Raw genomic sequence first — 23,587 nt, 5'->3', positions numbered from 1 at the left:
ATAAATCTCCTTTATTGTTGAATAATAGACACACTTGCACTTCTGTAATAGAAAATACCATCATCAAGCTCCCCAATTACTTCCTTGCTTAGTGTACCTCTGTAACTTGTTATTGTTATATCCTGTCCATCATCATGAAATGTTATTGGGAAGAATCCGGCAACAAGCTTACTCTTAATAAGAATCAGCTCATCTTCCTGAAGAACTCCCCAGGATATAGATAAGGTCTTCTTTTCAGCAACTACATCACCTAACATTGTTCCGTCAAGTGCTCGTCCTGTTGAAGAAGACCATATAATCTCATCATCCACTTTGATGGACACAGGAGCCGGAAGCTCCTGATTGTCACATCTTAGTATCAATTCATCACATCCTTAATGTATAATCTCACATTTTCCTGTCTGCTTTGTATGCTCGTTAATCTTATCAACTACATACTTCTTAAGGCTCTTTCCATCTAGCTGTATATCAAGATCTAATGTTTCCAACACTTTAAGTATCTGCTTAAGAATACTTATAGCCTCAGACAACAATTCAGCACTTGATGCCATAGCTGCTGCCTTCTGTGCCATATCAATAAGCTTATCCTCTGGAGCTACAACTTCGCCCTGGTGTCTGTTATCACCTATCATTGCAAGCTGTGGAGTATTTGGTTTTACATATCCACCTTCTGCAAGATATGGAACATTACCAAACCCAACTTCCGGTAAATCAAACCCGAAATGGTCACCACCTATAACAGGTACCCAGTCAGGCACATCAAAACTCAAACTATTTACCTTACGAACCATCCAGTTAATTCCACTTTCTAATCCGTCAAGCATACCATTTATAAGTCCAATCACCATATTAATAGGACCCTTTGCAATATCGCCTATTGTTGAGAATATATCGCTAAATGTATTAACAATATCATTCCACGCATCCGACCAGTTTCCACTAAAGACATCTTTCACGAATACCAATACATCATCAAAGACTGATAATACATCCTTGATAATATCTATTACATTTCCAAACTTTTCCGTTGCAATATCTGATATCCAGTCCATTACTGGTGCTAATTTAGGGATAACATTTTCTACAATCCAGTCAATAACCGGTTTCAATATATTCTCCCACAATACTTTAATAACATCTGCAACATGACCTATAATGTCAATTATCTTTGTCATCAAAGGTTCAATGTGTGAGCCCCATATTTCTTTTAGTTTGTCAGCTATGTTGTTAAGTACCGGAACAAAATATGTATTATATACATCTAACAGCTTGCCAAATGTATCGCTAAGACCTGTTTTTACAGTGTCAAATAATGGTGAGATATGCTCATCATACATCTGTACAGCTTTATTACAGGTTTCTTCAATTACAGCCGTTATCTCATCTAATACATTCCTAATAGGTTCCAGCGTTGATTCAAATGCCAGCTTGATTTTATCCGTATTTTCGACAATCGGGTCTACAAGCGTTGAAATCAAATCTGCCACGAATTGGTTACACAGGGACACTATTGTGATAAATGGATTAACAAAAATTGCTATCAAATCAGCAGATATTCCCTGTGCTGCATCGCCTCTGAATATTTCAGATATTTGTGAAAGGAACTCTGAAAAATCACCAATCTTATTCCACAATACAGCCCTTGCATCAAACATTTCAGATAATCTTATCTTAATAAAATCCTTATTAGCTGATAAATATTTATCTATTCCACCTAACAGATTCTCACTTATTGAAGCACCAATATTTACAAAAGAGCCTGTTATTCTACCCGCATTCATTACTATGCTGTCAAAGTAATTCTTCGCAGAAGCAACTACATTTCTATCTGTAAATATATCTATAAGACTATCTTTAATGCTTAAAAGCAGTTTTCGCTGTCTCTTGATGCTTTTCTCAAAGTCAGTACCTAAACCTTTTTTAAAGCCTTCCTTGAATGTTGCAGCAATATCTTCTATTATCCGCTTGAACTTGTTAAGTTCATCTCCCGCTTTTCCAATTTCATTAGATACATTAGTACCCATTCCGGATACTGAACCCGATGCTGTGCCAGTACCTGATGAACCAGACAAACTGCTATCATCTGTTGGCTCTGTCAGCTTATTTATCTGGTCAAAGCCTGCAAGGGACTTCTCAATATCCTTTGCTGTCTTCTTAGCTGCATCTCCTATTCCACTTACATTATCTGCAACACCTCCAGCATCATCTCCTATGCCTGCTATATCAGCACTTATACTTCCCATAGAGGATGATATATCGGCACCTGTAAGCATCTGCACGAAACTGGCAAATCCATCTGCCACTTTCTGCAATCCTGCAAGCAGACTATTAAATCCACGCAGAATAGGTGTAAACAATGCTATGAAGCCTTTACCAAGACTAGCCTTTAACTGCTGAAACCTTAATGTAAGTATTCTTGTCTGGTTCGCCCAGGAGTCCTGTGTTTTAACAAAGTCTCCTGTGGCATTGGACAAAGCACTTGTAACATACTGATAACGCAGCATTACTTTTTCCTGCTCTGTCATCTTGGCTGTAGTTTTACCGAAGCCATTATTAAGTGCATACTGGTCTAAGTTAGTCTGAGTCATAATCACGCCCAAGTCCTTGAGTGTTTCAGTCTCACCAGTCCATATAGACTTAAGCTTTGTATATGCCTCATCTGTCCCAAGATTATAAAATGATGCAACATCACCGGTTAATCCTGTGACATTTTCAGCCATATCAAGCGCCGCCTTACCTGTAATACCCATAGCATTACTCATCTGGCCAAATACGCCCATATACTTCTTAGCCGACAATTCCGATAAGCCGAAGTTAGTCATAGCATTGGAAGCCCACTGGTCTGCCTGCCAGCTTAAGTCCTTAAATGCTGTATCAACTACATTCTGCACTTCTGTGACATTTGAACCAACTTCTATACAGTCTTTCGTGAACTTAGTAACTGCCGCTATGCTTAATCCTGCGGCTATCTTCTTTCCAAAACCACTAAATATGCTTGTAGCCTGCTTAGCCGCCTTATTGGAAGCTCCTGTAAGCTGGTTAATTATCTGTGAACTATCTATACCAAGCTCCAGAGCTATCTGTCCTGCTGTATCTGACATTCCCCCTCCTTTCCGGCACGAAAAAAAGACTGTCTACTTCTTCGAGTAAGCAGCCTTAAAATCTCTTTGTAATCGTGTCCAATATTCTATATACTGTGGTGTTCCCACCATTTTCCTATTACGCTTCAGAAGCCAGTCATCATGTATCTTTTTCTGTTCCTTAGTAAAGCTATTGATAACTTTAATGTCTTTCTCTGCCCTTATACTTACCACTCTTCCAAGTGGTGTTTCAGGCATTATTCCTGATAATAAAGAACAAAATTCCGCCCAGGACATATCATCTTCCGTCCGCAATCGTATGCCATACTGTGACAGGAAACTTGACTCTATCAATTCCCAGTCATCATATATGTCATAATATATTTCACTATGAGGGTGTATTCTCCTCTCCATATGTGCCTGTAGCAACGCCCATTATTGCATTATACATTTCCTTATATTCCGGAAGCGGTAAGTCCATAGCCTCAATCTTATCTGCTGCCTCTTTGCCAATAAGCATTTCAAGAGCCTTTGTTATAAATCCCATTCCGTTGTCACTATCTTTCTTCTTTTCAGCCTCAGCAGCCATAGCCTGTACATTAAGAATTGTGTTCTTTCTGTTATTCACAGTTACCACTAAGTCATCAGTAATACGAACCATAGGTAACTGGTTTGTAATCTTCATTGATATGTCTATTACTTTAAAATCTGTCTTTGCCATTATTCAAATTCTCTCTTTCTTTTTTATTCTGTATATGGAATATATGTTGGTTTTCCATCGCTCTGTGCTTCCCATTCGAGTGCATCAATGCTTGTTGAGTCTCCTCCAAGGGAAGTTACATTTATAACTGCTGGGATAAGAAGCTGGTCAAGGTTTGGGAAAATAATTGAAACCCAGGTATTGCATTCCTGTCCTGTCTTTAAAGCCAGGCTTGCGATATAATCATTACCTTCATCACCATAATTACGCTTACCACCCATAGTCATACCCAATGATTTACCTGTTGTAAGTCTTCTTGTCCAGCCTGCCTGATCCATTGGATTCCATTCTTCAATTGTTCCATCTACGGATATGCTTAAGCTCTCTGCATCTTTTACAACCTTTGTTTCTACTGTTTCCGGTGTATCTGTGCTCTTTCTTCCTGTTATGCATACACCGAACTGAATTGTATGCACCGGATTAACTCCAGTAAGAGGTGTTGCCCCTGCATTATATCCAGCTAATTTAGTATTCTGTGCCATACCTTTACCTACCTTTCATAATAAATATCTAATTCTATTACACTCTCAAAGATACCTTTATCATCTGTCCCTACATCCACAGGTCCATCAACCTGCATTTTATTGAATAGCAGCTTTGTATCATTGATTATTTTATTGTTGGTGTCTCTAAGCATATTATAGAGCTGTTCTGCTGCCTTCTCGGTGTCTCTGACACTTGTATTCCAATGAACTAATATACTTATAGACTTAATACGATAAGAGCTGTTATTTAAGCCTCCTACAGCAGTCTGTGGTGGTCTTTGTCTGTTAAGATTATATACTCCTATGCTCTTATCTTTTTTATTGTCAAGCTTGCCGCAATATACATTATTATTGTCTGCAATGCCAAGACCTGCTATATAATCTCTTACATCACCTATTCCTAACATCATAACCCCGCATTCTTCTTGTATAACTTAGCAAACGTATCAGGAGCAAAATTTCTTTTCTTACCATCTTTAAGATAATCATCGAGCCACCTGCCCTTGGCATTTGCGTTTCCTTCGTGTCTTTTACCTTTATCATCTACCCAAGGTGATTGATGGAAGTTATATTCAGGATGATAATATAACCTTCTTACATATGGCGTGCTTGATATAAGCTCTACCTTGCCATTGGCTATATCCTGTGTATATACAAATGTGCTTTCGTTTTGCAGTGTACCTGTATCTCTAGGCATTACCTGACTTTGAACTACATTCGTATGTATTGCTTCTGCTGTCTGTACTAATGACACCTGTGCTGCTGCCGTAAGCTTCCTTACCATAGGCATATTAAGCTTAACTGTTGACTTAACATTCTTTGCCATTACATCACATCCAATCTTACATAATTAACCGTACCATCCGGATTACGACACTTCGTACCCTTGTATATATGCCTTGTTACACCGAACACCTTTATATCACCTTTAGTAATAACAGGAAGCTCCGGTGCAATATCTCCAGGTATCAAAGCACATCCTTCAAGTTGTATAAGAACCTTTTCTGCTGTTAATACTGTCTTACCGCTGTCCTGATAGTTACATAAACCATCCCATATAACAGGTTCAAGAGGCTCTCCGTAGACATTCCTGCCTTCCTGCTCTATCTCTACATGTATTTCTGTCTTACACATGCTCTTTAATATCAAGCAAGGGTATCTCATACTCACACCCCCAGACTTAAGCAGCACAAGCCTGTCTGGCAAAGCACCCGGTATGTATCACGCTTTACAGCAATTCCATTCTGCACAAGAACATTCCAACTGCTGCCAAACTGCATAGATACTCCATTTACAGCATAATTCTGTAAGACACAATTAATCATGTCTTCATTCTCATACTCAAAATCAGCCATATCGCAGCATACATCTATGATTATTGCCTGCTGGAACTCTGTCAGATTATCAAAGCCTCTTGATGTTATACGATTAAAAGTAAGCGAGTCGATATGACGGCTCGCCTGTTTTAATCTTCGTTCTATCTGTTCATCCGTGATAAGATTATGCTCGCTCAGGTACTGTTCTTTACTTGCATATACCATAGGCTTACTCTGCAATCTCTTCTGCAGGATCTACATCAACGAATACAGAATCAACCTTACCATCCTTGCCATTAGGGAATACAAATGTATCACTTAACTGGCGATTCTGATAAAGGAATCCGTCTCCTTCTGTATGTGCTCCTGGTGCGAAGAAATAAATAGATGAAATCTTAGGTACTGTCTTACATGTCTGGCCACATGCGACAAGTACATTAATCTTGCGTGAACCCTGAACAGTCTTTTCATAATATGTGGCTATATTAGTCTTTGTAGGCTTTGACACAACTGTATAAGTGCTGTCGCTCTTAGTGTAGTATGTCTTTCCTTCTACCACATCTGTATCAGTTGTTATGGTATACTTTGACTTAAGCGGAGCAAAGCCGCCCTCTGCAACATCCCAATCGAATCTGTCATAGAATCTTTCATCATCCACAACTTCCATAAGTGTCACGCCATCAATATCAGTTACACGTGTTTCAATGCCAAGACCACCTTCTGCAATCTGTGTCATTTCAATCTTACGTGTAAATTCCTTTGATACCTCAAGCTTATCCATAATGTCAGAAGATACATACATAATGAGACTTCCATTTGCCTTATATCTTCTAAGCTTGCCTGCTGCCAGAATATGCTTAAGCTTAGCAAATACATTCTCTGATGTATATTCTGTGGAAGCTGTTTCAGTATGATATAATTCTGTCTTCTGTGCAGCCTGTGCTACCTTACTGAAAAATAATGCATCTGTCTCTGGTACTACCTGTGTCTGTTCAAATATGTGTGAAATATTCTGAATAGATGCTGTCTGATTTGTTTCATCAACATCTGCCTTATCAACCATAAACTGTACATCTCTGTCATGTGTTACTGTGTAAGGAACATCTTTCTGGTTATATTCTCCTGTGTTCCATCCACCTGATCTCTTATGGTTCTTATAACCACTTACACTCATCTGTGTAAAATGGAAAGTCTTTGCATCTAACCATCTGACATTGTTTGTGATAAATGGTGATGTAAGTGTGCCCTGAATAAGAATTGCTAATAATTCAGGACTCCACTGTTCTGCATAATTTAAATTTGGCATATTATTTTACCTTTTTAACCTTTCTTAATTGAATCTATTCCATCTCTTTGTAGGAACATTTACATTGCTACCTGCAGAAGACTGCTGTCCATTAGTCTGCTGCCCTGCGCCAATCTGGAATCCCTCATTGTTCTCTGTGCTTGGCTTAAGTGCAGGTACATCCTTTAGAACCTGTTCAAGTGCAGCTTTAACATTGTCCTCTGATATCTTTCCATCTGTGCCCTTTGCCTTGCTGAAATCAGCCATCTTAAGCACATATGGAAGTGTCTTGGCATTAATACCAAGTGTCATTGCTACCTGTGTAGCCGCTAGCTCTATACGAGCCTGTTCAGCATCTTTCTGCGCTGTTGTTACTTCATTCTGAAGATTAGCATTAGCATTCTGCTGCTGTTCTACCTGCTGCTGTTTATTCTGCTTAAATGTTGCAATAGCCTGGCTTACTTCCTCCTCGGATAGTCCCTGCTGCTGGAAATAGCTTTTAAGCACAGCATTTTCTTTCTTGGCAGTTGCGGTGTCTAACATGCTCTGTATTTTGTCATAGTCAATTCCAGCCGCCTGCTGATTATTCTGACCACCTTGCTGTCCTGCCTGTCCGTTATTGTTACTTCCAGCGTTCTGGTCGCCGTTACCATCTCCGCCCTCTGCGAAGAACTGTAAATTAATAGGTAATGTCTTTCTCATCACTCTATCTCCTTTCTTCCGTTTACCGCCCGTCGGCATTTTCCTAAAGTTTAGTGCCATTAAGTTTTGGGCATATAAAAAGGACGTCCATTGCTGAACGTCCCAGATATCAATATGATATTATTTATTTTATTGTATTCAATACTTCTTTGAGCTTATTCACTATAGACCTTTGTCTTGAATATAACATATATATAGTTGCTGCAGATTCGTCATTATCTATAAGAGATTCGCCCTCTGCAAATGCTGTCTGAACAAATCCTAATGTTGCTGTTGTCTGTTCCAGTTCATACAAAGCATTCTCAAAATCAATTTTAGCAGACATATTACACCTCCATATTCATCTGTGCGTTAGTGTTCTGTATCTGTTCTTTCAGAACCACAGGCAGCTGATACTCTTCAATTATAGATATTGCTATGTCACACTGTCTACGCTTGATTGACTTGTAGGAAGTAACCTGAAACTGTCTTTTCAACTCTCTGTAGATATCTGTGTATACCTTACCGCTTAAAGACTTATCGTGATATGCATTGCTGTCTTTACCGCCTAAAGCGCGTGTTCCAACCTTGCGTACTGCTGTTGTTATTCTGTCACATTCTATATTCATAAGTGGCATATCCTGCTTGAAGTCTTCAAGTTCCTGCTTAACTTCATCAATCTTATCATTAACTTCAAGAATTGCCCGACTCTGCAACTGAAGTTGTTCAAGTGCTGTGCGTGGCTTGCTGTTGTTTATATGTTCTTCCATATCGTGAAAACGATTGATGTATCTTGCTGTAAATTCTGTTCCCTTTGTGCCTGTAAGCTTATGTGCTATAAACTCACAGCCTTTCTTGGTTACATTGTAGCAAGGTCTTATTTCTCCTTTATTATCCTTGTATGTACTTTCTGTAAAGAAATCAACGAAGCCAATCTTGGATTGGTTAAACTGCTCTACATAATTTCTTATGTCCCTTAATAATTTACTATGTTCTTTTCCAACCATTTCGGCTACTTCAATGCTTGTTATCGTCTGCTCTATCTTATTCATTTTTAAATCAATCTCCTTTTAAAATTATGTTGACCAATTCCAAAAGTAAGATATAATATTAATACCAGTACTTTGGTATTGGTGTGTTGAAGAAGTTCGTTTTGCTTGGTAGGTGGGCGAACTTCTTTTTTGTTATTTAATTCCCAATTTTTCTTTTAGTAGTTTTATTCCCTCAACAACTGCATTAACTCTTTGAGTATTCAATGCATTAGCACATTCTTGTATATCTTCAATTTCTTCTTTTGACATTCTGAAGCCTATCTTTTCTGTTCTAGGATTGTCTGTGGGTCTACCCATTTTCTTCTTATCTACTTTAATCACCTCTTGACTCTTGCCTTGTAACCAAATAAATGATATTATCTATTTGGTATCGAGCGGTGGCAAGTACCGCCCGAATTTTTCGTTGTCAGCCTTGCTTATTTATTAAGCAGGGCTTTTACTTTTTCTCTAGCTTCTTCAATGTCTTTACATTCATTGAGTATTGCAAGAATTTTTCTTGTCTGATTTTCTTCTGCTGTTTCCTTAAGCAATTCACCAATATTCATATCGTCTTCCATTCTTTTCTCCTTTCCAGCTACTTGCCTGCTTTACTCGTTAAGTATTCCTCAACTGCAATCTTATTATAACTTTTGGTCGACCATAAGTCAAGAGGTTTTTAAAATTATTTTGCGATATATCGTATGCTCACCTTATCACTTTATTAAAAGCTTGTAAACCGCTGTATTTCTCTATATTTCTCGTCAGTTTATACTTTTTTATTATAATTTTTATGAATAAAAATCTAGCAAGATACGCATAATGTAATACATTATAAAAATACTGCCATTTTATAAATTTTATTAAATAATTATTATTGCAGCCTACCTCTGCAATCAAAAAAGACGCAGCCTTTCGCCACGTCTTAGCTTATTCTTGGGGAGGTCAGGAGCCTTCCCTGACAGGACTTCTCCCCTATATTCAATTAAATATTTCATATCTTCCTTTCTTTTGGGCATAAAAATAGCACCCACAGCGTATTGCTATGCGTGCTTATTTCTTCCTTTTTTCTATTTCATATAAAGTATCTATTATAGCCTGATGATATAGTTTAATATCTACATCATCCTGATACATTCCCATTGTTAATCTATTCTGTAATATTAATACATGCCTTTTAAGCTGTGTCATTACAAAATCATCATCTTCCATAAATATTTCAGATTGTGATTTTTCTTTTTTCACTGGCTCTGGTGGCGGTGAATATCTTTTCAACATACGTTTCCTTTCTGTTGCACCGGTGCAACTTGGGTATAAAAATAACAGCTCTATAGCTGTTTATTCAATCTAATCTTCAATTTTCTTAATATCATATGCTACTGCACACTGATGTTCTATTTTACAACCTCTAGCCTTATCCCAGCCTTTAACAAAATATACAACATCAGCCTGTGATAGAAGTTCTATTGATTTTCCTAAAAACCACAATGGCTTAGCTTCTGCTGGTGCTCCTTCAAAAAAAGACTCTATAACTTCTACTTTCTCACCTAATAGCAGCTCTGCATATTCTATTGCCTTTTTCCTTGTTTCTTTTATTTCCTCGTCTGTTTTACCTGCCATAGGCTGGCTAATAAATAGTTTTTTCATACTGTCTTGTCCTCACTTTCTTAAAATTGGGTATAAAAATACCACCAATATTTCGACTGGTGGCTGTTACTTGTTTTCTTTTATTTCTGCTTTATCTTCATTATTGCTTTCTGCCTTTATTGGTCCTTTTTCCAATAATGCAATCAATTCATCAATTGTCATTCCCGGTTTTCCATCTAATATACCATCCATTGAAACACCTCCTGCCTCAATATTACCCTCTCTGTATGCCAACAGAATAGCATTTTTTTAAAAACAAATCAATACACTTATTAATATTATCACTATATTTTTCCTGACACTCTCTCATCAATTCAACCGCTCCATTATAATCAAAATGTTCTCCTTTTGAAATATATCGTACATCTCCTTGATTTGTCACAATGGTCATAGTTTTTATTGTGTCGTGTCTCATAAATACTCCAATATCATTTGCTGAAAAATCTGTTAATCCAGGATGGTTGTGACATAATACCAAAGACTTATCTTTTGCCGAATGCAATAAATGAAACATATCTGAATCAGAATATACATCTACCTCATGCCTTCCACCTTTTATAAATTTAGTTTTTTTATTTGTTATTAAATCTACTACACATGCAACTTCATTACTGTTATTTTCATCTCTCGCAACTTTAAGTAAGTCCTTATGTACCTCTTTTATAAATTTATTATTATCAGAAGTAAAGCCCTTAGGATTAATTTCATTTACTTTATCTATTGCCTGCTCCGTTATTATAACCTTTTTGCCTCTATTTTTCTGTTTTAATACTTCATTTTCCCACTGTTCCTTTCTAGCCGCATACATCTTACGGTTGTCCTTATCTAATGAGTACTTAGCCAACCTGTCAAACTGTTCAACCATTCTGCCAGCATATTGCTGTTTCTGGTCCTGTCTGTAATCTTCTTTGACCTTTTCCAGTTCTTTCTTGGTAAACTTGCTATCCGGCTCTTCGTCAAGCTCTGGGAAGTATGTTGTATGTATATCCTTACAGTTTGGATGATAAAGCCCTGCTGCCATAGCAGATGACATAAGCGGATAAGGACCATCAGATGCCTTACCTCCACTCCATACATCATCTATAAGCACCTTCCCAACAAATGGAAGGCACTTAGGACAGGCATTAGCACGCTTATTCATAATAACAGTGCTAATTCCCCACGACTGTCTCATTTCACCCTCTCCGGTTAGATATGCACGCTTGTTAGCTGTCTGAATAGCCATCTTAGCATAATCTTTTACTGTGTGCCTGCTGCCATTCGCATATTCAATACAATTAATACCAGCTTTAAGAAAATCCTTTGTAGCCATATCAACTGCCTTCTCATATGTTCCTGCACCCGTATTCGCATACACCTGAGCATTGAATATTATCTGCCGGTATTTATCTTCCGACATTCTAAGCATTGCTTTTTCCGCCCTGTTAAAATCTGACTTCGTAGCTTTAATCAGGGCATTAAGCTTTCTTGTGTTAAGCTTGAAAAAAGCACCCTCAGTGCCTTGTGACACCTTGGATGCTTTTAATCCCTTTTTCAATGCTCTTAATATCTTCTGTTCCTGCTCTGTGCCGCCTGTCTGCCTTGCTGTAAATATCATTGCATCAATTGAACTGTTTATATCACTAAATCTGCCCGCAAAACGTGTCTTGTTATCTGCTTTATATTTTTCTAAGGCTTTAAGCTGTTCTACCTGCCATTGTGTCCAGTTGAATCCAAGTTCATCTTCTTCCGCTCTGTGTCTGTCAAGATTCCGTATCATTGAAGCTATCAGCTCATCTTCTATGGCTCTAAAAGCTTTCTCTATGTCATATTCTGTATTAAGTGCCATAAGCTACCTCACTTGTTATCAAAGCCTGTAAAACTATTATCAGCACCATCAACTGTAAAGCCATCTGCCTGCATATTAAGTGCCGGCTCTTCCATATCAGATATACCCTGCTCAGCCTTAAGCCTTGCTATCTCTTCCTGCTTCCATTCGTCATCCTTAGTATCTCCATACAGCTCATCAACAGATGCCTCTATGCTCATAATACCGCCCTGCTTTGCCTTGCTGACTGTTTCTACCTGGCTTTCAAAAGATGGGTTAGCATATTCGCCAAATGTCACATCAATATCTATATCCTTAATAGCTGTCTTATTAAGCGTGTCTATGGCATTAAATGTTGCTGTAACAAGCTTTGGAAGAACCTTCTGAAGCCGCTCTACAATGTTATTTCTGCTGTAAAGCGTTGCTTTCTCTTTCTCCCTCTGTGCATCCGCATTATCCAGTTTCTTAACATCTATGCCTAATGTTGATGGGCTCATAATCCCCTGTAAACAAAGATCCAACGCTGTGATATATGTTGCAAGATAGCTTTCGTGTGGGATATTGCCCTGTACAAGCTCTATCTTATTAACTGTACCTTCTGCCATGCTGCCATCTGTTTTTATATAAGCATTATCAAAAGCATTAGGCTTTAGCACTTTTCCATCCAGGGGATTCCTTGGTAACATATTCTCCGGTATATATTCCTTTGTTCTATTCCTCCTTAAGGCATCCATCCATTGTGACCATGCTTCATCCAGCGCATCAAAGTTATCTATCTTTGCATCAAATATGCTCTTGCCTCGTCCTTTATACTTGGCTGACTTATAAAACAGAAGAGGAACAGCCATTATAAACTTGTCATTCCAGGTAACATCACTAAGATGTGCCAGCTCCGGTATAACACTTAAATCATATTCCCTGCCGCCTCTTGTAAGCTCATAATGTATGTAGCCTATGCCATAATGTTCAAGTAATACATATTCCTGTCTCTGCACGTTATACACAGTCTTAAACACTATCTCCTTAACTCTTCCCCTGTCCTTGATAATCTCTGTCTTATCACCAGAGTAGAATTCCAATATAGGATACTTGCTAAGGTTCGTATCGAACGATATCTTGAATGCTCCATCACCGATATAAAGTGTTTCTGTTATTGCCTGCTTAACAAGCTCAATGAAATCATTTTCCTCTGCTATCTTATCCCATTCTGTCTGCCTGCTGCCAGCATCTATTAAATTCATATCATCTGTTACTATACTGGCCAGCATATCGCATAACATAGCAGGGAGACCTACGTGTATCTTTCTTATCTCCATACCTATTGTACAGGATGCAGACCAGAACCTTGTCTTGTCACCATCTATCTGGCTGTATAGCTGTGACAATTCTTCACTCTCACCTCTGTACCATATCTTGTTCTTTATGGCATTTCCCTCGTAATCAAGAGTTTCCTGTATGCTTATGGATCCATTAACAGCCGGCTGGATGTGCAGCCACGTTCTTATTCCTGTTTTTATCTTCTCTGCCATACTTGTAAATATGTTCACCTCTCTCACTCTCCTATCTGGAATTATTTCTTATTCTCTATACCTATCCTGCTTCGATAAGGAATCCAGCCATACTGTACGCTGTTTACCATATGGTCATTGCCATCCTCAGGCTCACAGTCCTTATCTTCAAGCCACGAATACGTTTCTAACTCTGTCTTGTAATTCGTGCAAGTATCGACAATATAAAAGCTTGGCTCTCTGCCCTTTTCGTCATTAAAGGACATCCAGCCAAGCTGTAAGTTAATTCTATCTATTATGGTTACTTTCTTATACGCATTATTAAATATATACTGGCAGTCAATGTGTTCTCTCTTGTACTTGGCAAACTCTGTTATCGTTGCCTGATCAGCGTTATCTATAAACACATTTTTTGACATTCCACCCCATTCTTTTCTGTTACGCTCCAGGAAGTCAATGTAATTCCTTACCGTATCAGACGGAGCTATTGGTATATCAAGTTCTGCATTGTTATACACCTTTTCATCCAGCACTATCAGCTTGCCCTTGTTTGTTATTCCCATAAAGGACATAGCAATCGTATCCGGGCTCTTGGTTGAATAAGCTGTATCAAGTCCGCTGGTGAATATTATGAAATATTCGCCCTGCATTTCATCAACCTCACGTCTGATGTATGACTTTGCCTGATCTCTAGTAATGATATGCCTATTGCAGAAATTAGAAAAGACAAGACCGGTAGCCTTGCCTCGTAATCCTAATATCTTGTTTTTATATATCTTAGTGCCAGGAGGATAGCTCATTTTTTTCTGTTCTATCTTCTCTGGTGTCATAGATATATTGTCTGTCATATTAAAGAACCAGTACACCCAGCCTTTAATAGGCTCACAACCGTTAAGGTCCTTCCATATTTCTTCCGGCACATCTGCCCTGTACTTATCTATAGGCCTTGCATGATTGATGTATTCTGAATATATAGGAAGTGTAGGCGCATCCGGGTTAAGCGTACCTACAAAGTATTCAGAACGTCCGAATATCTCTCGTATGAAGTCTATGTTAGCTGTATTGCACTCATCTACCCACACACATCCAAACTGTGAACCCAAGGCATTCTTCCATTTACTGGCATTATCATAGCCAAGAATATATATTATCTTAGTACTGCTGCCAGTTTTGAATTTAATGTGCGGAAGTTTATTTTCTTTATCGCCATTACCACAGTATTCCAGATTGGGGAATATCTGTAACAATCCCATATCAGCATTTATTATATTCTTCTCAATAACACCTGTTGTATTACCTGCTATAACGTGCAACTTCATATCTGATTCAGCTACATTCATAATGAACTTAACAGCTACTGTTGTTGTCTTTCCGGATGCAGTTGAACCCTCTAAGAACTCTGCTCTTGCTGGTGTGTCTATGTAATCCCAGTACTTATCACTTAGAAGCATCTGGCTCACCCCTTGCTTTACGCTGTGCTAATAGCTCTGCGAGTTCATTTTTAGCTGTGTCATTTACATTTGCTTCTATTCTCTCAATAGGATTAAGTCCTGCTCTATCCATTAGATCCTTTGCCGCAAGATATGCAACCATCTCATTTTTTGAATTTAGTAATTTTTCCTGCTTTCTAAACGCTTTAGGGGCAGCATATTGCAAGCTTGAGCGCATCATTCTGTTGTATTCGTTGCGGAATTCTTCGTTATTTTTCTTCCAGTCACATATCGTTTTAGGAGAAATGTTAATTGCCTCTGCAATTTCTTTGTCTGTTAATTCGCCCTGAACCATTAATTCCAGGCACTTTATCTGCTTTGGTTTCATTTCTTATGTACCCCCTTTCTATTAACATTTATTAACATTTTTTATTTTCTCTTACTTAAGCACAATAAAAGGTACTGACAACTTAATGCCAGTACCTTTTAGAGGTGGATAGTTCTCATATTCGGAGTAATATTGTCAGTTCTTACTGACTCTATCTGAGAAAATTTATTCGTACTATATGCTAGTCCGTGGTTCAACATTTCTCTTTGTTTGTTCCAGTTTATATATTAACACAGAAAAAGCGGACAAATCGGACAAACTTCAAATTTCTTTTAAAAATCTCTCTATAGCTTTTCTGCAACTTTCTTCTGTGTGATGTTTTCCCATTCTCTGTGCCACCTGAATCCAGGTTAAATCATCAAGAAATCTATACTCAATCATTCTTCTTATTCTGCTATTTTCAATTTTTTCTATAAATTCCTCAACTTCATTTGTTATCTTTAATAATTTTATTTCATACTTTTGTAACTGACTCTCTCTTGCTATAAGCAATGTCCTCTTCCTGCTATACTCAGGATATGGATATCCCTCTATCTTATAATGCTGTATACCTCCATCCCCACCTGTAACAGAATCAATTACACTCATTTGTTCCTTTTCCATTTTCTCAATCTCTCTTATTAACTTATCTCTTCTTGTTCTTATGTAATCATATTCCTGTTTTATGTCACAATACTGTATTAACGCTTCCCTAATATCTGCTGCCATATCTCTTTACTTCCCTTCCCGTTTTATTTTCTTGCACAATATATATCTCTATGATACAATACATATGTTCTGTTTTTGAGAAAGGAAGCTGACAGCGTGGTGAGTTTGGCTATCAGCTTCTCTTTTTTTGTGTGATATTATTTTGTATTGAATAAGTATTTGTTAATAGTTCTATTTTTCTTTTATCTCCTGTATTTCTGTTCTGTGCCATCCGCCATCTTTACTGTTATTTCTAATGGATATCCCTTAGCGTCATAACCTACACTTAAATAACGTTCCTTTATTATTTCCAATGGCTTACAATGTCCCTTTTCACAATGCTGTGCTTTAGTTTTATCATTGTATTCCGTTCCACATATCTCACATATGTAATGTTTAACTTCTTTCAATATAATCACTTCCTTTCGTCTCTCTCCACCAATTAAAATCCCAGCCATTATTAGTTAACTGCTGCCATATATGATTACCTTTGTAATATGCCTTTCCTTTACTTCCGTTCCGTCTGTATATCTGATATATTCCTGGCTTATCTGGTTCTGCATCATAGCAATTATGCCACCCTTGTGCTTCCATTTTTTCTTTAAATGTCATACACTCTTCAAACTTTAACTGACCTATCATTGTTTCATACTAATCTCTTTATCAAACTTTTCTTTTTCCAAAATTTCAATTATATAATACACTTTTCCTTTTTCAGCTCCCCATTCTTCTTTACCCTTTCCTAGTCGTAATATGCATTTACATTTAAGCTGAGGAGAATTCTTAGAATATCCATTACGAAAAATTATCTCTTGTACTCTATCTTGTCTTATTTCCTCTGGAACGTCATTGCCTTGTAGCAATTCATACTCATATCTTTCGCTAAAAATACTTGATGGGTATATTGTTATCGCACCAAAAAGATTCTGGAAACGTGTTTCATAATATTCTTTTATTTCCCTATATTCTTCTTTCTTCTCGCCTGAAGCAATCATATCAAACCATTTTTTCTTGATTGGCAATGTTAGCATTATGAATCACCTCCCTTTTTACCATTTTCTGTATACAAGCTCATCCTCATTCCATTCCGGATAAAGCTCCTGCAAATACTGTCTGAATATCTCCAACATCTCCTTTCTCTTTCCTTGATTTCCATTGTCTAACATATTGTGATGGAACTGACATCCTATAGCTCCATTCTGCGGTATTCCTAAGCCGCCTCTTGACCTTGGTATATAGTGCATAACGCTTAGTATTTGCTCTGAATACCACGTTGAACCCTGCATATTGTATTTCTTAATGCAGAAAATACACTGACCGAAGTCTCTTGCATAGATTTCCTTTCTTGCTTTTTCTGTAAATTCGTGTGCTCTTGCCTGTTTTGATTTTCCCATTTCTCTTCTAACTCTCCTACAAAACCAATTGTAATTTTATTATTCATTGCCCTGCACATCTCAAGCGTACAGCCTGTTGAATGTTCCCACCCTGGTGCAAATACTGCCACATCACACATATCAAGCATAGAAATGCATATATTCATAATTTCTTTGTGTGTTGTATCCTTGGGAAGGTTCTCACACACCTTTACTGGGTTAATTACTGTATGTCCCTGCTCTGTAAGAACTTTTTCGATTGCCTCTGCTCTCTCCTTATAGTCGGATGTTCCTGTTACCGGTAAACTTATATATACTTTCATCTGCTGCCTCCTTTTAGCTGTTCAAGCTCTGTCTTTATGTTTTCTGCTAATGCTATAAGCCTGTCTATAATGTTGTCTGTAATATAACTGTTAGCTTCCAATGTGAATTTAATATTTGATGCCGCAGTTATAATATTGTTCTTTATATCAGCTTCTGATGTGAGAGATTCAACTGTCCCCTCAACACGTTCTACTGGCATAACATCAGGATAATCTGCAATATTCTTCTGTCCTTCAACCTGCTCATCTATAGGCTCAGCTTCTGTCTTTATCGGCTTTTCAGGCTCCTGAGTCTCTATAGGAGATGATTTGGGAACTGTCTTTTCTATATCGTGGATTTCCTCCTGCTTTGCCTTTACAACCTTTGTTTTCTTTTCTGACTTTTTTATATCAGCTTTGGAACTGTGTTGCACCGGTGCAACTAGGGGTTTTTTCTCAGGATATTCTTTAGCATATATCTGCTGCCATACTGTCTTGGCATCAGCCTCACTATTTATTATGTTCCTGCCTGCTATGTTCATTGTGGCAATGTATACTTCCTGTGGATTGTATGTATCCTTCTCTGATGTCCTAAGGCTTACAACTGCTATATCCTCTCCCTGCTTGAAAGAAACTGCTTTTCTTCCTGCTCCCTGTATTCGTACTGAATAAATCATATCTCCCGCAGGTGCAAACATATCCACAATGTTGTCAGCATTTAATTTCTCGTGTGTAACTGCATCATATATGCTTTCATATACCTCTATATTCTCTTCACATATTTTGTATATAATCTGCTCAAGCTCTGTCTTTTCGGTATCTGTGCCCTCAGCATATATTTCCAGATCACTTATTTTCTTTTCCTCATCAACTTCCGCTTTGAGTGTCTGTATTTCCCTCTTGGAATACTCTGGTGTAAGCTCCTCATTAAGTTCATCCGGAAGCTGGAGCATAATAACAAGCTTGGCATACCCAAAACCTTTATATGACGTCTTAAGCACTGGACTGTTGCCATTTTCCGAGAACCTGTCATTAATGCTTATAAAACGTGATACCATTGTCTTATCCAGACCATACTCCACCCTGGCAAATTCGATTACGTTAGTATATGCAGACCATTTTAGAATATCTGTATCTCTTGCCAGCTTTAACAAATAGCCAATTCTTACGAACCCCTCAGCAGTTTCTTTCATCTGCTTATCAAGTGCCGTCTTATATTCATCATAATTCCTAATTTCTTCTAATTCATTCATCCTGCTTTCCCTGCCTTTCCTGCAATGTGAGCTACATAAGCCTTTAAGAAGCTGTCTATTGTCTCTTTGTCTGGCTTGGTATCCCTTATTCCATACCACTGCTGTACCTTGTTATTTTCATATTCCACTGTAATATATGGTTTATCTGGCTCATTTTCGTGCCTTATTACAAGTATTATTGCTTTATTCTGGTTATAGTTGCTTAAATACCTCTGATGGTCATCACCCACACAATGATGTAAAATACGTCCTTCCATAACAACTTCTCCTGCATCTCTTGCTGGTCTTATAAGCAGTCCCGACTGCTGCCAGGTATATTTTGTTGTAACTTTCGCTGAATTAACCTTTATCTTTGCATATTTCTCATTCATCTGTTTAATGTATTTGGCACTCTTTGCACGTTCCATCTTCTCTCTTAACTCTATGTATGTTTTGTGAAGTTCTCTCGGTCTTAAATACACTGTATTGCTAAGATCATCTCCATTAGCTTCCCTCGCTCTTAAGTAATCATCATATTCTGTAATAGCATCTGCCAGAATGGCGTGTTCTGGTATATTCTTATTAAGATAGTTCAATAGCTTTTCAGGGCTTTGGTACTTTAAAATGTGCTTTAGCTTATCTTCCGTAGGTGCAGCTATATACAATCTTGTAACAATCTCTGCATTATGCTGTGTAAATGGTATTTTTCTGTAATTCATAATTTTAATTACACTTAATGCAAGCAGTTCCTGTTCGGACTCTCTTAAATACCTTAACTGTTCAGTTGTTATTCTTAAAATTCCTGCGGCTGTTTTTGCTTTTTTATTAATATCTCTTGTTTGTCCCTTCGCAAAAATTAATCTCCTGCATATCTGCATAAGGCCTATTTTGTATAACTGTTCTATCTGCGGTGCGTGTGCATAAGCAGTAAGAGTATCATATCTGGCCAATATATGCCTTTCCTCTCTTGCACCTACCTCACTTATAAGCTTATATGCTGTTGCTGGGATATGTCTTAAATCACTTTTTTCAACTGCCTCACTGTAATTAACTTCACACAGCTTGCCTGACCTGTATATGTCAAGCTTTTTACTCTTCCACCATTTTCCTGTATTACAGCTATTGTCATATATCCTCTCATAATCTCTTCTTAAGAACACCCTGCCATACTCCAGTATCTTTTTAGTTAATATACTGCCTGGGCTTCGTACTGCTCTTACTGCGTAAGCTCTTATTACAAGTGTTTCATCTTCTGCTGCCTGATACAAAAGCACTTCAAACACCTGATTTGTAATCTTTGCACGCCCCCAGTTAAGCAGTGTCCCTTTTCTTTTGCATTTTGGACACTCTTTTGATTGATATCTTCGTGGCACAATATCCACCGATGGACCTGCATAAGCTTCTGTGGCTTTTATTCGCCTTGTAAATTTTTCTCCACACTGACAGCAATAATAATCTGCATAACTGCCCTTGCGCTTGTAATAAATAATATTTCCAGCTTCTATGTATCTGTTAATAGTTTCATCTAAGAGCTTTGGTTTTTCAGGCATAATAGCAAATAACTTTTCTTTTTCATTTTCTTCTTTTAACATTCTTTCTGATGTTTTAATATCAAATGCTTTCTGCTCTATTGCATATATTAAATCTTCATTATCCCATCCAGCAGGTATTTCCTTTGCATACCATTCTTTTAATAACTGCTTATCCACTCTGTCTATACTAGCTTTACTCAACTCTCCTGAATATGGTCTGTTCCAGCAAGTTGATATGCAGTCCCATTTTTGATTTTCATAATTAAAATGTACATATTCTTTGTCATTCACTGCCATTCTGTACTTTATTGCCCCTGCGATATATAGGTCTATTATCAGATGCTTTTTATTATCAATATCAATAACAGCTGCTGTCAGTTCTCTATCTGATACAGGTATTCTGCCTTCATATGCTAATATTTTCTGCTTTTTCACTATCTGCTGCCTCCAAGATAATATTCATCTATAAGCCTGTACGCTGTTGCCATTCCGGGGATACCCATTTTTACATTACTATTTCTTATGCCCGCCTGTTTTACTATATTTTTGTCTACATCATACGAATTGGTGAAACTCCATTTTAGAAGTGCCGCTATACAGCCTTTAATGCTCTTACCTTTTGTTCTTACCGCCACAGCCATATCTTCGCACTCTGTACACCTCTTTTTTATGTAGGTAACCCAGTCTTCTATTATCTCTTTAGGCTGTAGCTCCTCTGTCTCAACCTCTATTTTTCCAAATGCGGCCATAAGCGGAGAACATAATTTATCCACCATTCCATCTATATAGTCCTGCGCATCATCTTCATCTATGCCATTTTCTCTTGCTATTGTCATAACTGCATCAGTATCACCTTCCTGTAATTGTGCTGCTGCCGCTTCGTTTATTTCTTCTGCACTGTTAAACTCTCCGAATATATCAAACATCTTCATACTCCTTTACTTTCTCTATATGCCCTTTTAACCAGTTTCTGTATGAATGTTCCTCTTGCAGGCAAAATTCATACTTATGTCCTGCAAGCAGTTCATCCAGCTTTCTCCATTCATCTGCGTTTGCCACATCACCGCCTTTTGCTGTTTTATAATTATTCTGCTTCCACTTGTCTGGCCAGCCAGCATTAAAAGCATTTGCCACATAAGGAGACTCTGTATATATAACCAGTTCACATTTTTCTTTCATCCGTTGTAGTGCTTTAATAACTGCTATTAGTTCTGCCCTATTAGGCTTCATATCGTACAGCAGTTCTGTGCTGTCCAGTGTTATCGGCTCCGTGTCTGTTACAAGCTCCAATATGTAGCCTATAATGCCATTCTGTACATTTAGTCCCTTAAAGGTTGTTGCTGTATATATGTTTACCTGTCTCATTGCTCCTCCTTATGGGTCATCCTGTAATCGTAATAGCTTGTACTCTGTATAATGCAGATAATTCATTCCTGTATAAGGGTTTGTCCCCATTACTATCGACAATGGATCTATAAAATATCCTGGTGTCGGCTCCGGACCATTTTCTATAATCTTTCTCATCGTCCTTCTGCTGTAATCAGTGCGTTCTGGCTCAGGACGTACCAAATTCCTTGAACAGGAATACTTAACAAGTTCTTTCTGTTCCTGTACGCTGAACATATTAAGCTGTTCGTATTCTTCCGTATTTTCTTCCGGCTGTTTAACGATATACTCTGCCAGATCTGCATATCCGCCAGTTTCATATATGTTTTGATAGTTAACGTGGCCAAACCTTTCCCAGCATTTTGTTATAATCTTATCTGCACCTGTAACCCTGTTTATAAGGATATGTATATGCACACCTCCGAGTGCTCCTACCTCAATTCTGTATATATACTTCACAATCTCATCGATGCTCTTATATCTTGTCCTGAGACTTCTTAAGAAACTGTTAAGGTCTTTCCTTACTTCGTCGATGCTTTTCCTTGTTCCCTTCGGATACTTTAAGGTTGTCCATAGATCTCCCTCCTTAAAGTTTGCTTTTATTAATCTTCTTACTCTCTTTTCTTTATTCCTCTGGTTCTGATTTCTAATCTGCTCCTGTGTTGCTTTCTGTCTTTTATGGCGTTTCTCGCCCTTAGCTCCATAATTACCAATAAATTTATACTCATACTCATTAGAGCCAGGGAAGCGCCATACATCTTTTCTGTAAGCCATACCTGTCTCCTTAAATGTCCTAACTTTAATATATTTATAAAGTTACAAAGACGAGCCTGCACCCGCTTGACTTTCAGTGAACTTACACATATAATAAATATGAGATTTATCTATATGTGTTTTGAGAAAGAGCCGGTATTCCTTGTACCAGCTCTTTTTCTATTATTCATCTATACTTTGCTTACTTTTACATATATAGTGTCTGTTATTGTTTTATCTATATAGACTTCCGCCTTTATCTTTCCATACTCTTCTGCCAGCCTGAACAATCTGTCATACAGGTTATTATACGGAACTGCCACAAAAGATGTTATCCAGTTCTTATCCCTTGGTTCTTTCTCGATATGCTGTTGTGCCTGTGTATATAACAAATCTACTCCTTTCTGACATAACCTAACGAAGTCAAAGCCTGTTCATTAAGCCGCTGTCCGTACTCTTTCTTCTCTTTGTCTGACAGTGAATCGTAATCAATAATCTTGTCACCATCTATAATCTTTATTACTATGTTCACACTCTCACCTCTGACTTGTGGTTACTGTCTTATATGCTTACACTGAATGTCCTGATTACATCTTTTAATCACAATATGTCCTGTTGCAGTGTGGACACCCAGTAATCAGTGTTGAACCTGCCTTTTCTACAGAGATACCTGTTTTATATCCTCCGTGGTCCTGCTCTGTATAAATGTCTTTATTACAGTTCCAGCATTTACCATCTCGGGGTGCAAAATGTGGATAACCTTCTCTATCGCAATATTTATCCTGTGCTACTCTTGCTTCGCTTGAATTAAAATGCTCCATAGTATCACCTCTTCTTATCATCTCTGCATAAAACTAATATTGTTATACAGATAATAGTTGTTATTGCTACTGCTGTTGTGTTCATA

At 37.7% G+C, this 23,587-nt stretch carries 36 protein-coding genes; all 36 read right to left on the bottom strand.

The genetic code is table 11. The annotated features are described in order from the left end of the window. Positions 1-11: 11 nt before the first annotated feature. Entirely contained in the window at positions 12-362 is a 351-nt protein-coding gene (locus WMO14_RS06625) for a hypothetical protein (protein WP_349153529.1), read from the bottom strand. A 12-nt stretch (positions 363-374) separates the two neighbouring features. Then, the gene (locus tag WMO14_RS06620) at positions 375-3,101 is read right to left on the bottom strand and encodes a hypothetical protein (RefSeq protein WP_349153528.1); all 2,727 of its coding nucleotides are present in this window, start codon (positions 3,099-3,101) and stop codon (positions 375-377) included. Positions 3,102-3,134: 33 nt separating this feature from the next. Next, complete coding sequence (locus WMO14_RS06615; RefSeq protein WP_318295613.1) at positions 3,135-3,494, bottom strand: Gp15 family bacteriophage protein; 360 nt, start codon at positions 3,492-3,494, stop codon at positions 3,135-3,137. After that, positions 3,469-3,801 carry a hypothetical protein gene (locus WMO14_RS06610; RefSeq protein WP_349153527.1) on the bottom strand — a complete coding sequence of 111 codons (333 nt, stop codon included), beginning with the start codon at positions 3,799-3,801 and terminating at the stop codon, positions 3,469-3,471. Before WMO14_RS06610 ends, WMO14_RS06615 begins: the two co-directional genes overlap by 26 nt. Before the next feature lie 23 nt (positions 3,802-3,824). Further along, positions 3,825-4,322, bottom strand: a complete 498-nt coding sequence (locus WMO14_RS06605) for a phage tail tube protein (protein WP_349153526.1) — start codon at positions 4,320-4,322, stop codon at positions 3,825-3,827. An 8-nt stretch (positions 4,323-4,330) separates the two neighbouring features. Next, entirely contained in the window at positions 4,331-4,735 is a 405-nt protein-coding gene (locus WMO14_RS06600; protein WP_349153525.1) for a phage tail terminator protein, read from the bottom strand. Next, the gene (locus tag WMO14_RS06595) at positions 4,732-5,151 is read right to left on the bottom strand and encodes a hypothetical protein (RefSeq protein ID WP_349153524.1); all 420 of its coding nucleotides are present in this window, start codon (positions 5,149-5,151) and stop codon (positions 4,732-4,734) included. The genes WMO14_RS06600 and WMO14_RS06595 overlap by 4 nt, the downstream gene beginning before the upstream one ends. After that, positions 5,151-5,489: a hypothetical protein gene (locus tag WMO14_RS06590; protein ID WP_349153523.1), complete on the bottom strand. Its 339-nt coding sequence runs from the start codon at positions 5,487-5,489 to the stop codon at positions 5,151-5,153. Before WMO14_RS06590 ends, WMO14_RS06595 begins: the two co-directional genes overlap by 1 nt. Positions 5,490-5,491: 2 nt before the next feature. Further along, positions 5,492-5,866, bottom strand: a complete 375-nt coding sequence (locus WMO14_RS06585) for a head-tail connector protein (protein WP_349153522.1) — start codon at positions 5,864-5,866, stop codon at positions 5,492-5,494. Between the two features lie 4 nt (positions 5,867-5,870). Next, entirely contained in the window at positions 5,871-6,947 is a 1,077-nt protein-coding gene (locus WMO14_RS06580; protein ID WP_349153521.1) for a hypothetical protein, read from the bottom strand. Between the two features lie 24 nt (positions 6,948-6,971). Next, positions 6,972-7,628, bottom strand: a complete 657-nt coding sequence (locus WMO14_RS06575; RefSeq protein WP_349153520.1) for a hypothetical protein — start codon at positions 7,626-7,628, stop codon at positions 6,972-6,974. 124 nt (positions 7,629-7,752) lie between these two features. After that, a complete protein-coding gene (locus WMO14_RS06570) occupies positions 7,753-7,953 on the bottom strand; it encodes a hypothetical protein (protein ID WP_116443930.1) in 201 nt (66 codons plus the stop codon). Between the two features lies 1 nt (position 7,954). Continuing rightward, a complete protein-coding gene (locus tag WMO14_RS06565; RefSeq protein ID WP_349153519.1) occupies positions 7,955-8,659 on the bottom strand; it encodes an ORF6C domain-containing protein in 705 nt (234 codons plus the stop codon). 132 nt (positions 8,660-8,791) lie between these two features. Then, on the bottom strand, positions 8,792-8,980 hold the full coding sequence (locus WMO14_RS06560; protein ID WP_116443932.1) for a CopG family transcriptional regulator: 189 nt from the start codon (positions 8,978-8,980) through the stop codon (positions 8,792-8,794). Positions 8,981-9,075: 95 nt separating this feature from the next. After that, positions 9,076-9,216, bottom strand: a complete 141-nt coding sequence (locus tag WMO14_RS06555) for a protein phosphatase (RefSeq protein WP_116443933.1) — start codon at positions 9,214-9,216, stop codon at positions 9,076-9,078. A gap of 472 nt (positions 9,217-9,688) precedes the next feature. Continuing rightward, the gene (locus WMO14_RS06550) at positions 9,689-9,913 is read right to left on the bottom strand and encodes a hypothetical protein (protein ID WP_116443934.1); all 225 of its coding nucleotides are present in this window, start codon (positions 9,911-9,913) and stop codon (positions 9,689-9,691) included. A 69-nt stretch (positions 9,914-9,982) separates the two neighbouring features. Further along, complete coding sequence (locus WMO14_RS06545) at positions 9,983-10,282, bottom strand: DUF4406 domain-containing protein (RefSeq protein WP_116443935.1); 300 nt, start codon at positions 10,280-10,282, stop codon at positions 9,983-9,985. A 66-nt stretch (positions 10,283-10,348) separates the two neighbouring features. Continuing rightward, complete coding sequence (locus WMO14_RS06540) at positions 10,349-10,474, bottom strand: hypothetical protein (RefSeq protein ID WP_349153518.1); 126 nt, start codon at positions 10,472-10,474, stop codon at positions 10,349-10,351. 22 nt (positions 10,475-10,496) lie between these two features. Continuing rightward, positions 10,497-12,110, bottom strand: coding sequence for a phage minor capsid protein (locus WMO14_RS06535; protein ID WP_349153517.1), 1,614 nt, complete (start codon positions 12,108-12,110; stop codon positions 10,497-10,499). A gap of 8 nt (positions 12,111-12,118) precedes the next feature. Next, entirely contained in the window at positions 12,119-13,636 is a 1,518-nt protein-coding gene (locus WMO14_RS06530) for a capsid protein (RefSeq protein WP_349153516.1), read from the bottom strand. Between the two features lie 23 nt (positions 13,637-13,659). Continuing rightward, positions 13,660-15,048: a terminase large subunit domain-containing protein gene (locus WMO14_RS06525; protein WP_349153515.1), complete on the bottom strand. Its 1,389-nt coding sequence runs from the start codon at positions 15,046-15,048 to the stop codon at positions 13,660-13,662. Beyond that, positions 15,035-15,415: a phBC6A51 family helix-turn-helix protein gene (locus WMO14_RS06520; protein WP_116443939.1), complete on the bottom strand. Its 381-nt coding sequence runs from the start codon at positions 15,413-15,415 to the stop codon at positions 15,035-15,037. Before WMO14_RS06520 ends, WMO14_RS06525 begins: the two co-directional genes overlap by 14 nt. Positions 15,416-15,676: 261 nt before the next feature. Then, complete coding sequence (locus WMO14_RS06515; RefSeq protein WP_116443940.1) at positions 15,677-16,123, bottom strand: hypothetical protein; 447 nt, start codon at positions 16,121-16,123, stop codon at positions 15,677-15,679. A 182-nt stretch (positions 16,124-16,305) separates the two neighbouring features. Next, a complete protein-coding gene (locus WMO14_RS06510; protein WP_349153514.1) occupies positions 16,306-16,512 on the bottom strand; it encodes a hypothetical protein in 207 nt (68 codons plus the stop codon). Continuing rightward, positions 16,499-16,744: a hypothetical protein gene (locus WMO14_RS06505; protein WP_349153513.1), complete on the bottom strand. Its 246-nt coding sequence runs from the start codon at positions 16,742-16,744 to the stop codon at positions 16,499-16,501. The genes WMO14_RS06510 and WMO14_RS06505 overlap by 14 nt, the downstream gene beginning before the upstream one ends. Further along, positions 16,741-17,133 carry an ASCH domain-containing protein gene (locus WMO14_RS06500; protein WP_349153512.1) on the bottom strand — a complete coding sequence of 131 codons (393 nt, stop codon included), beginning with the start codon at positions 17,131-17,133 and terminating at the stop codon, positions 16,741-16,743. Before WMO14_RS06500 ends, WMO14_RS06505 begins: the two co-directional genes overlap by 4 nt. Positions 17,134-17,151: 18 nt before the next feature. Continuing rightward, on the bottom strand, positions 17,152-17,388 hold the full coding sequence (locus tag WMO14_RS06495; protein WP_349153511.1) for a hypothetical protein: 237 nt from the start codon (positions 17,386-17,388) through the stop codon (positions 17,152-17,154). Beyond that, on the bottom strand, positions 17,352-17,798 hold the full coding sequence (locus WMO14_RS06490; RefSeq protein WP_349153510.1) for a DUF4406 domain-containing protein: 447 nt from the start codon (positions 17,796-17,798) through the stop codon (positions 17,352-17,354). Before WMO14_RS06490 ends, WMO14_RS06495 begins: the two co-directional genes overlap by 37 nt. Continuing rightward, positions 17,795-19,030: a hypothetical protein gene (locus tag WMO14_RS06485; RefSeq protein WP_349153509.1), complete on the bottom strand. Its 1,236-nt coding sequence runs from the start codon at positions 19,028-19,030 to the stop codon at positions 17,795-17,797. The genes WMO14_RS06490 and WMO14_RS06485 overlap by 4 nt, the downstream gene beginning before the upstream one ends. After that, entirely contained in the window at positions 19,027-20,976 is a 1,950-nt protein-coding gene (locus WMO14_RS06480; protein ID WP_349153508.1) for a PcfJ domain-containing protein, read from the bottom strand. Before WMO14_RS06480 ends, WMO14_RS06485 begins: the two co-directional genes overlap by 4 nt. Beyond that, the gene (locus WMO14_RS06475) at positions 20,976-21,467 is read right to left on the bottom strand and encodes a hypothetical protein (protein WP_349153507.1); all 492 of its coding nucleotides are present in this window, start codon (positions 21,465-21,467) and stop codon (positions 20,976-20,978) included. Before WMO14_RS06475 ends, WMO14_RS06480 begins: the two co-directional genes overlap by 1 nt. Next, positions 21,460-21,906 carry an RNase H family protein gene (locus WMO14_RS06470; protein WP_349153506.1) on the bottom strand — a complete coding sequence of 149 codons (447 nt, stop codon included), beginning with the start codon at positions 21,904-21,906 and terminating at the stop codon, positions 21,460-21,462. Before WMO14_RS06470 ends, WMO14_RS06475 begins: the two co-directional genes overlap by 8 nt. Before the next feature lie 9 nt (positions 21,907-21,915). Next, on the bottom strand, positions 21,916-22,701 hold the full coding sequence (locus tag WMO14_RS06465; protein WP_349153505.1) for a rolling circle replication-associated protein: 786 nt from the start codon (positions 22,699-22,701) through the stop codon (positions 21,916-21,918). 170 nt (positions 22,702-22,871) lie between these two features. Beyond that, a complete protein-coding gene (locus tag WMO14_RS06460) occupies positions 22,872-23,072 on the bottom strand; it encodes a hypothetical protein (RefSeq protein ID WP_349153504.1) in 201 nt (66 codons plus the stop codon). A gap of 2 nt (positions 23,073-23,074) precedes the next feature. Continuing rightward, a complete protein-coding gene (locus tag WMO14_RS06455) occupies positions 23,075-23,212 on the bottom strand; it encodes a hypothetical protein (RefSeq protein ID WP_349153503.1) in 138 nt (45 codons plus the stop codon). Between the two features lie 64 nt (positions 23,213-23,276). Then, positions 23,277-23,501 carry a hypothetical protein gene (locus WMO14_RS06450; RefSeq protein WP_349153502.1) on the bottom strand — a complete coding sequence of 75 codons (225 nt, stop codon included), beginning with the start codon at positions 23,499-23,501 and terminating at the stop codon, positions 23,277-23,279. Positions 23,502-23,587 lie beyond the last annotated feature (86 nt).

The sequence above is a fragment of the Lachnospira rogosae (ex Hitch et al. 2025) genome (assembly GCF_040096455.1).
In the GTDB taxonomy this organism is placed as follows: Bacteria; Bacillota; Clostridia; order Lachnospirales; family Lachnospiraceae; genus Lachnospira; species Lachnospira rogosae.
The sequence above is the reverse complement of the archived record's forward strand: the minus strand, read 5'-3'. Positions and strand labels throughout refer to the sequence as shown.

What these genes read in the sequence shown, in the direction of transcription:
- WMO14_RS06570 (WP_116443930.1), bottom strand. Translation starts at nt 7,953, where the DNA reads ATGTCTGCTAAAATTGATTTTGAGAATGCTTTGTATGAACTGGAACAG.
- WMO14_RS06605 (WP_349153526.1), bottom strand. Translation starts at nt 4,322, where the DNA reads ATGGCACAGAATACTAAATTAGCTGGATATAATGCAGGGGCAACACCT.
- WMO14_RS06525 (WP_349153515.1), bottom strand. Translation starts at nt 15,048, where the DNA reads ATGCTTCTAAGTGATAAGTACTGGGATTACATAGACACACCAGCAAGA.
- WMO14_RS06515 (WP_116443940.1), bottom strand. Translation starts at nt 16,123, where the DNA reads ATGGCAGCAGATATTAGGGAAGCGTTAATACAGTATTGTGACATAAAA.
- WMO14_RS06485 (WP_349153509.1), bottom strand. Translation starts at nt 19,030, where the DNA reads ATGAATGAATTAGAAGAAATTAGGAATTATGATGAATATAAGACGGCA.
- WMO14_RS06595 (WP_349153524.1), bottom strand. Translation starts at nt 5,151, where the DNA reads ATGGCAAAGAATGTTAAGTCAACAGTTAAGCTTAATATGCCTATGGTA.
- WMO14_RS06535 (WP_349153517.1), bottom strand. Translation starts at nt 12,110, where the DNA reads ATGGCACTTAATACAGAATATGACATAGAGAAAGCTTTTAGAGCCATA.
- WMO14_RS06550 (WP_116443934.1), bottom strand. Translation starts at nt 9,913, where the DNA reads ATGTTGAAAAGATATTCACCGCCACCAGAGCCAGTGAAAAAAGAAAAA.
- WMO14_RS06470 (WP_349153506.1), bottom strand. Translation starts at nt 21,906, where the DNA reads ATGAGACAGGTAAACATATATACAGCAACAACCTTTAAGGGACTAAAT.
- WMO14_RS06490 (WP_349153510.1), bottom strand. Translation starts at nt 17,798, where the DNA reads ATGAAAGTATATATAAGTTTACCGGTAACAGGAACATCCGACTATAAG.
- WMO14_RS06620 (WP_349153528.1), bottom strand. Translation starts at nt 3,101, where the DNA reads ATGTCAGATACAGCAGGACAGATAGCTCTGGAGCTTGGTATAGATAGT.
- WMO14_RS06585 (WP_349153522.1), bottom strand. Translation starts at nt 5,866, where the DNA reads ATGGTATATGCAAGTAAAGAACAGTACCTGAGCGAGCATAATCTTATC.
- WMO14_RS06600 (WP_349153525.1), bottom strand. Translation starts at nt 4,735, where the DNA reads ATGATGTTAGGAATAGGTGATGTAAGAGATTATATAGCAGGTCTTGGC.
- WMO14_RS06565 (WP_349153519.1), bottom strand. Translation starts at nt 8,659, where the DNA reads ATGAATAAGATAGAGCAGACGATAACAAGCATTGAAGTAGCCGAAATG.
- WMO14_RS06505 (WP_349153513.1), bottom strand. Translation starts at nt 16,744, where the DNA reads ATGATAGGTCAGTTAAAGTTTGAAGAGTGTATGACATTTAAAGAAAAA.
- WMO14_RS06555 (WP_116443933.1), bottom strand. Translation starts at nt 9,216, where the DNA reads ATGGAAGACGATATGAATATTGGTGAATTGCTTAAGGAAACAGCAGAA.
- WMO14_RS06520 (WP_116443939.1), bottom strand. Translation starts at nt 15,415, where the DNA reads ATGAAACCAAAGCAGATAAAGTGCCTGGAATTAATGGTTCAGGGCGAA.
- WMO14_RS06450 (WP_349153502.1), bottom strand. Translation starts at nt 23,501, where the DNA reads ATGGAGCATTTTAATTCAAGCGAAGCAAGAGTAGCACAGGATAAATAT.
- WMO14_RS06615 (WP_318295613.1), bottom strand. Translation starts at nt 3,494, where the DNA reads ATGGAGAGGAGAATACACCCTCATAGTGAAATATATTATGACATATAT.
- WMO14_RS06500 (WP_349153512.1), bottom strand. Translation starts at nt 17,133, where the DNA reads ATGCTAACATTGCCAATCAAGAAAAAATGGTTTGATATGATTGCTTCA.
- WMO14_RS06575 (WP_349153520.1), bottom strand. Translation starts at nt 7,628, where the DNA reads ATGAGAAAGACATTACCTATTAATTTACAGTTCTTCGCAGAGGGCGGA.
- WMO14_RS06465 (WP_349153505.1), bottom strand. Translation starts at nt 22,701, where the DNA reads ATGGCTTACAGAAAAGATGTATGGCGCTTCCCTGGCTCTAATGAGTAT.
- WMO14_RS06540 (WP_349153518.1), bottom strand. Translation starts at nt 10,474, where the DNA reads ATGGATGGTATATTAGATGGAAAACCGGGAATGACAATTGATGAATTG.
- WMO14_RS06590 (WP_349153523.1), bottom strand. Translation starts at nt 5,489, where the DNA reads ATGAGATACCCTTGCTTGATATTAAAGAGCATGTGTAAGACAGAAATA.
- WMO14_RS06545 (WP_116443935.1), bottom strand. Translation starts at nt 10,282, where the DNA reads ATGAAAAAACTATTTATTAGCCAGCCTATGGCAGGTAAAACAGACGAG.
- WMO14_RS06580 (WP_349153521.1), bottom strand. Translation starts at nt 6,947, where the DNA reads ATGCCAAATTTAAATTATGCAGAACAGTGGAGTCCTGAATTATTAGCA.
- WMO14_RS06495 (WP_349153511.1), bottom strand. Translation starts at nt 17,388, where the DNA reads ATGCAGGGTTCAACGTGGTATTCAGAGCAAATACTAAGCGTTATGCAC.
- WMO14_RS06610 (WP_349153527.1), bottom strand. Translation starts at nt 3,801, where the DNA reads ATGGCAAAGACAGATTTTAAAGTAATAGACATATCAATGAAGATTACA.
- WMO14_RS06475 (WP_349153507.1), bottom strand. Translation starts at nt 21,467, where the DNA reads ATGTTTGATATATTCGGAGAGTTTAACAGTGCAGAAGAAATAAACGAA.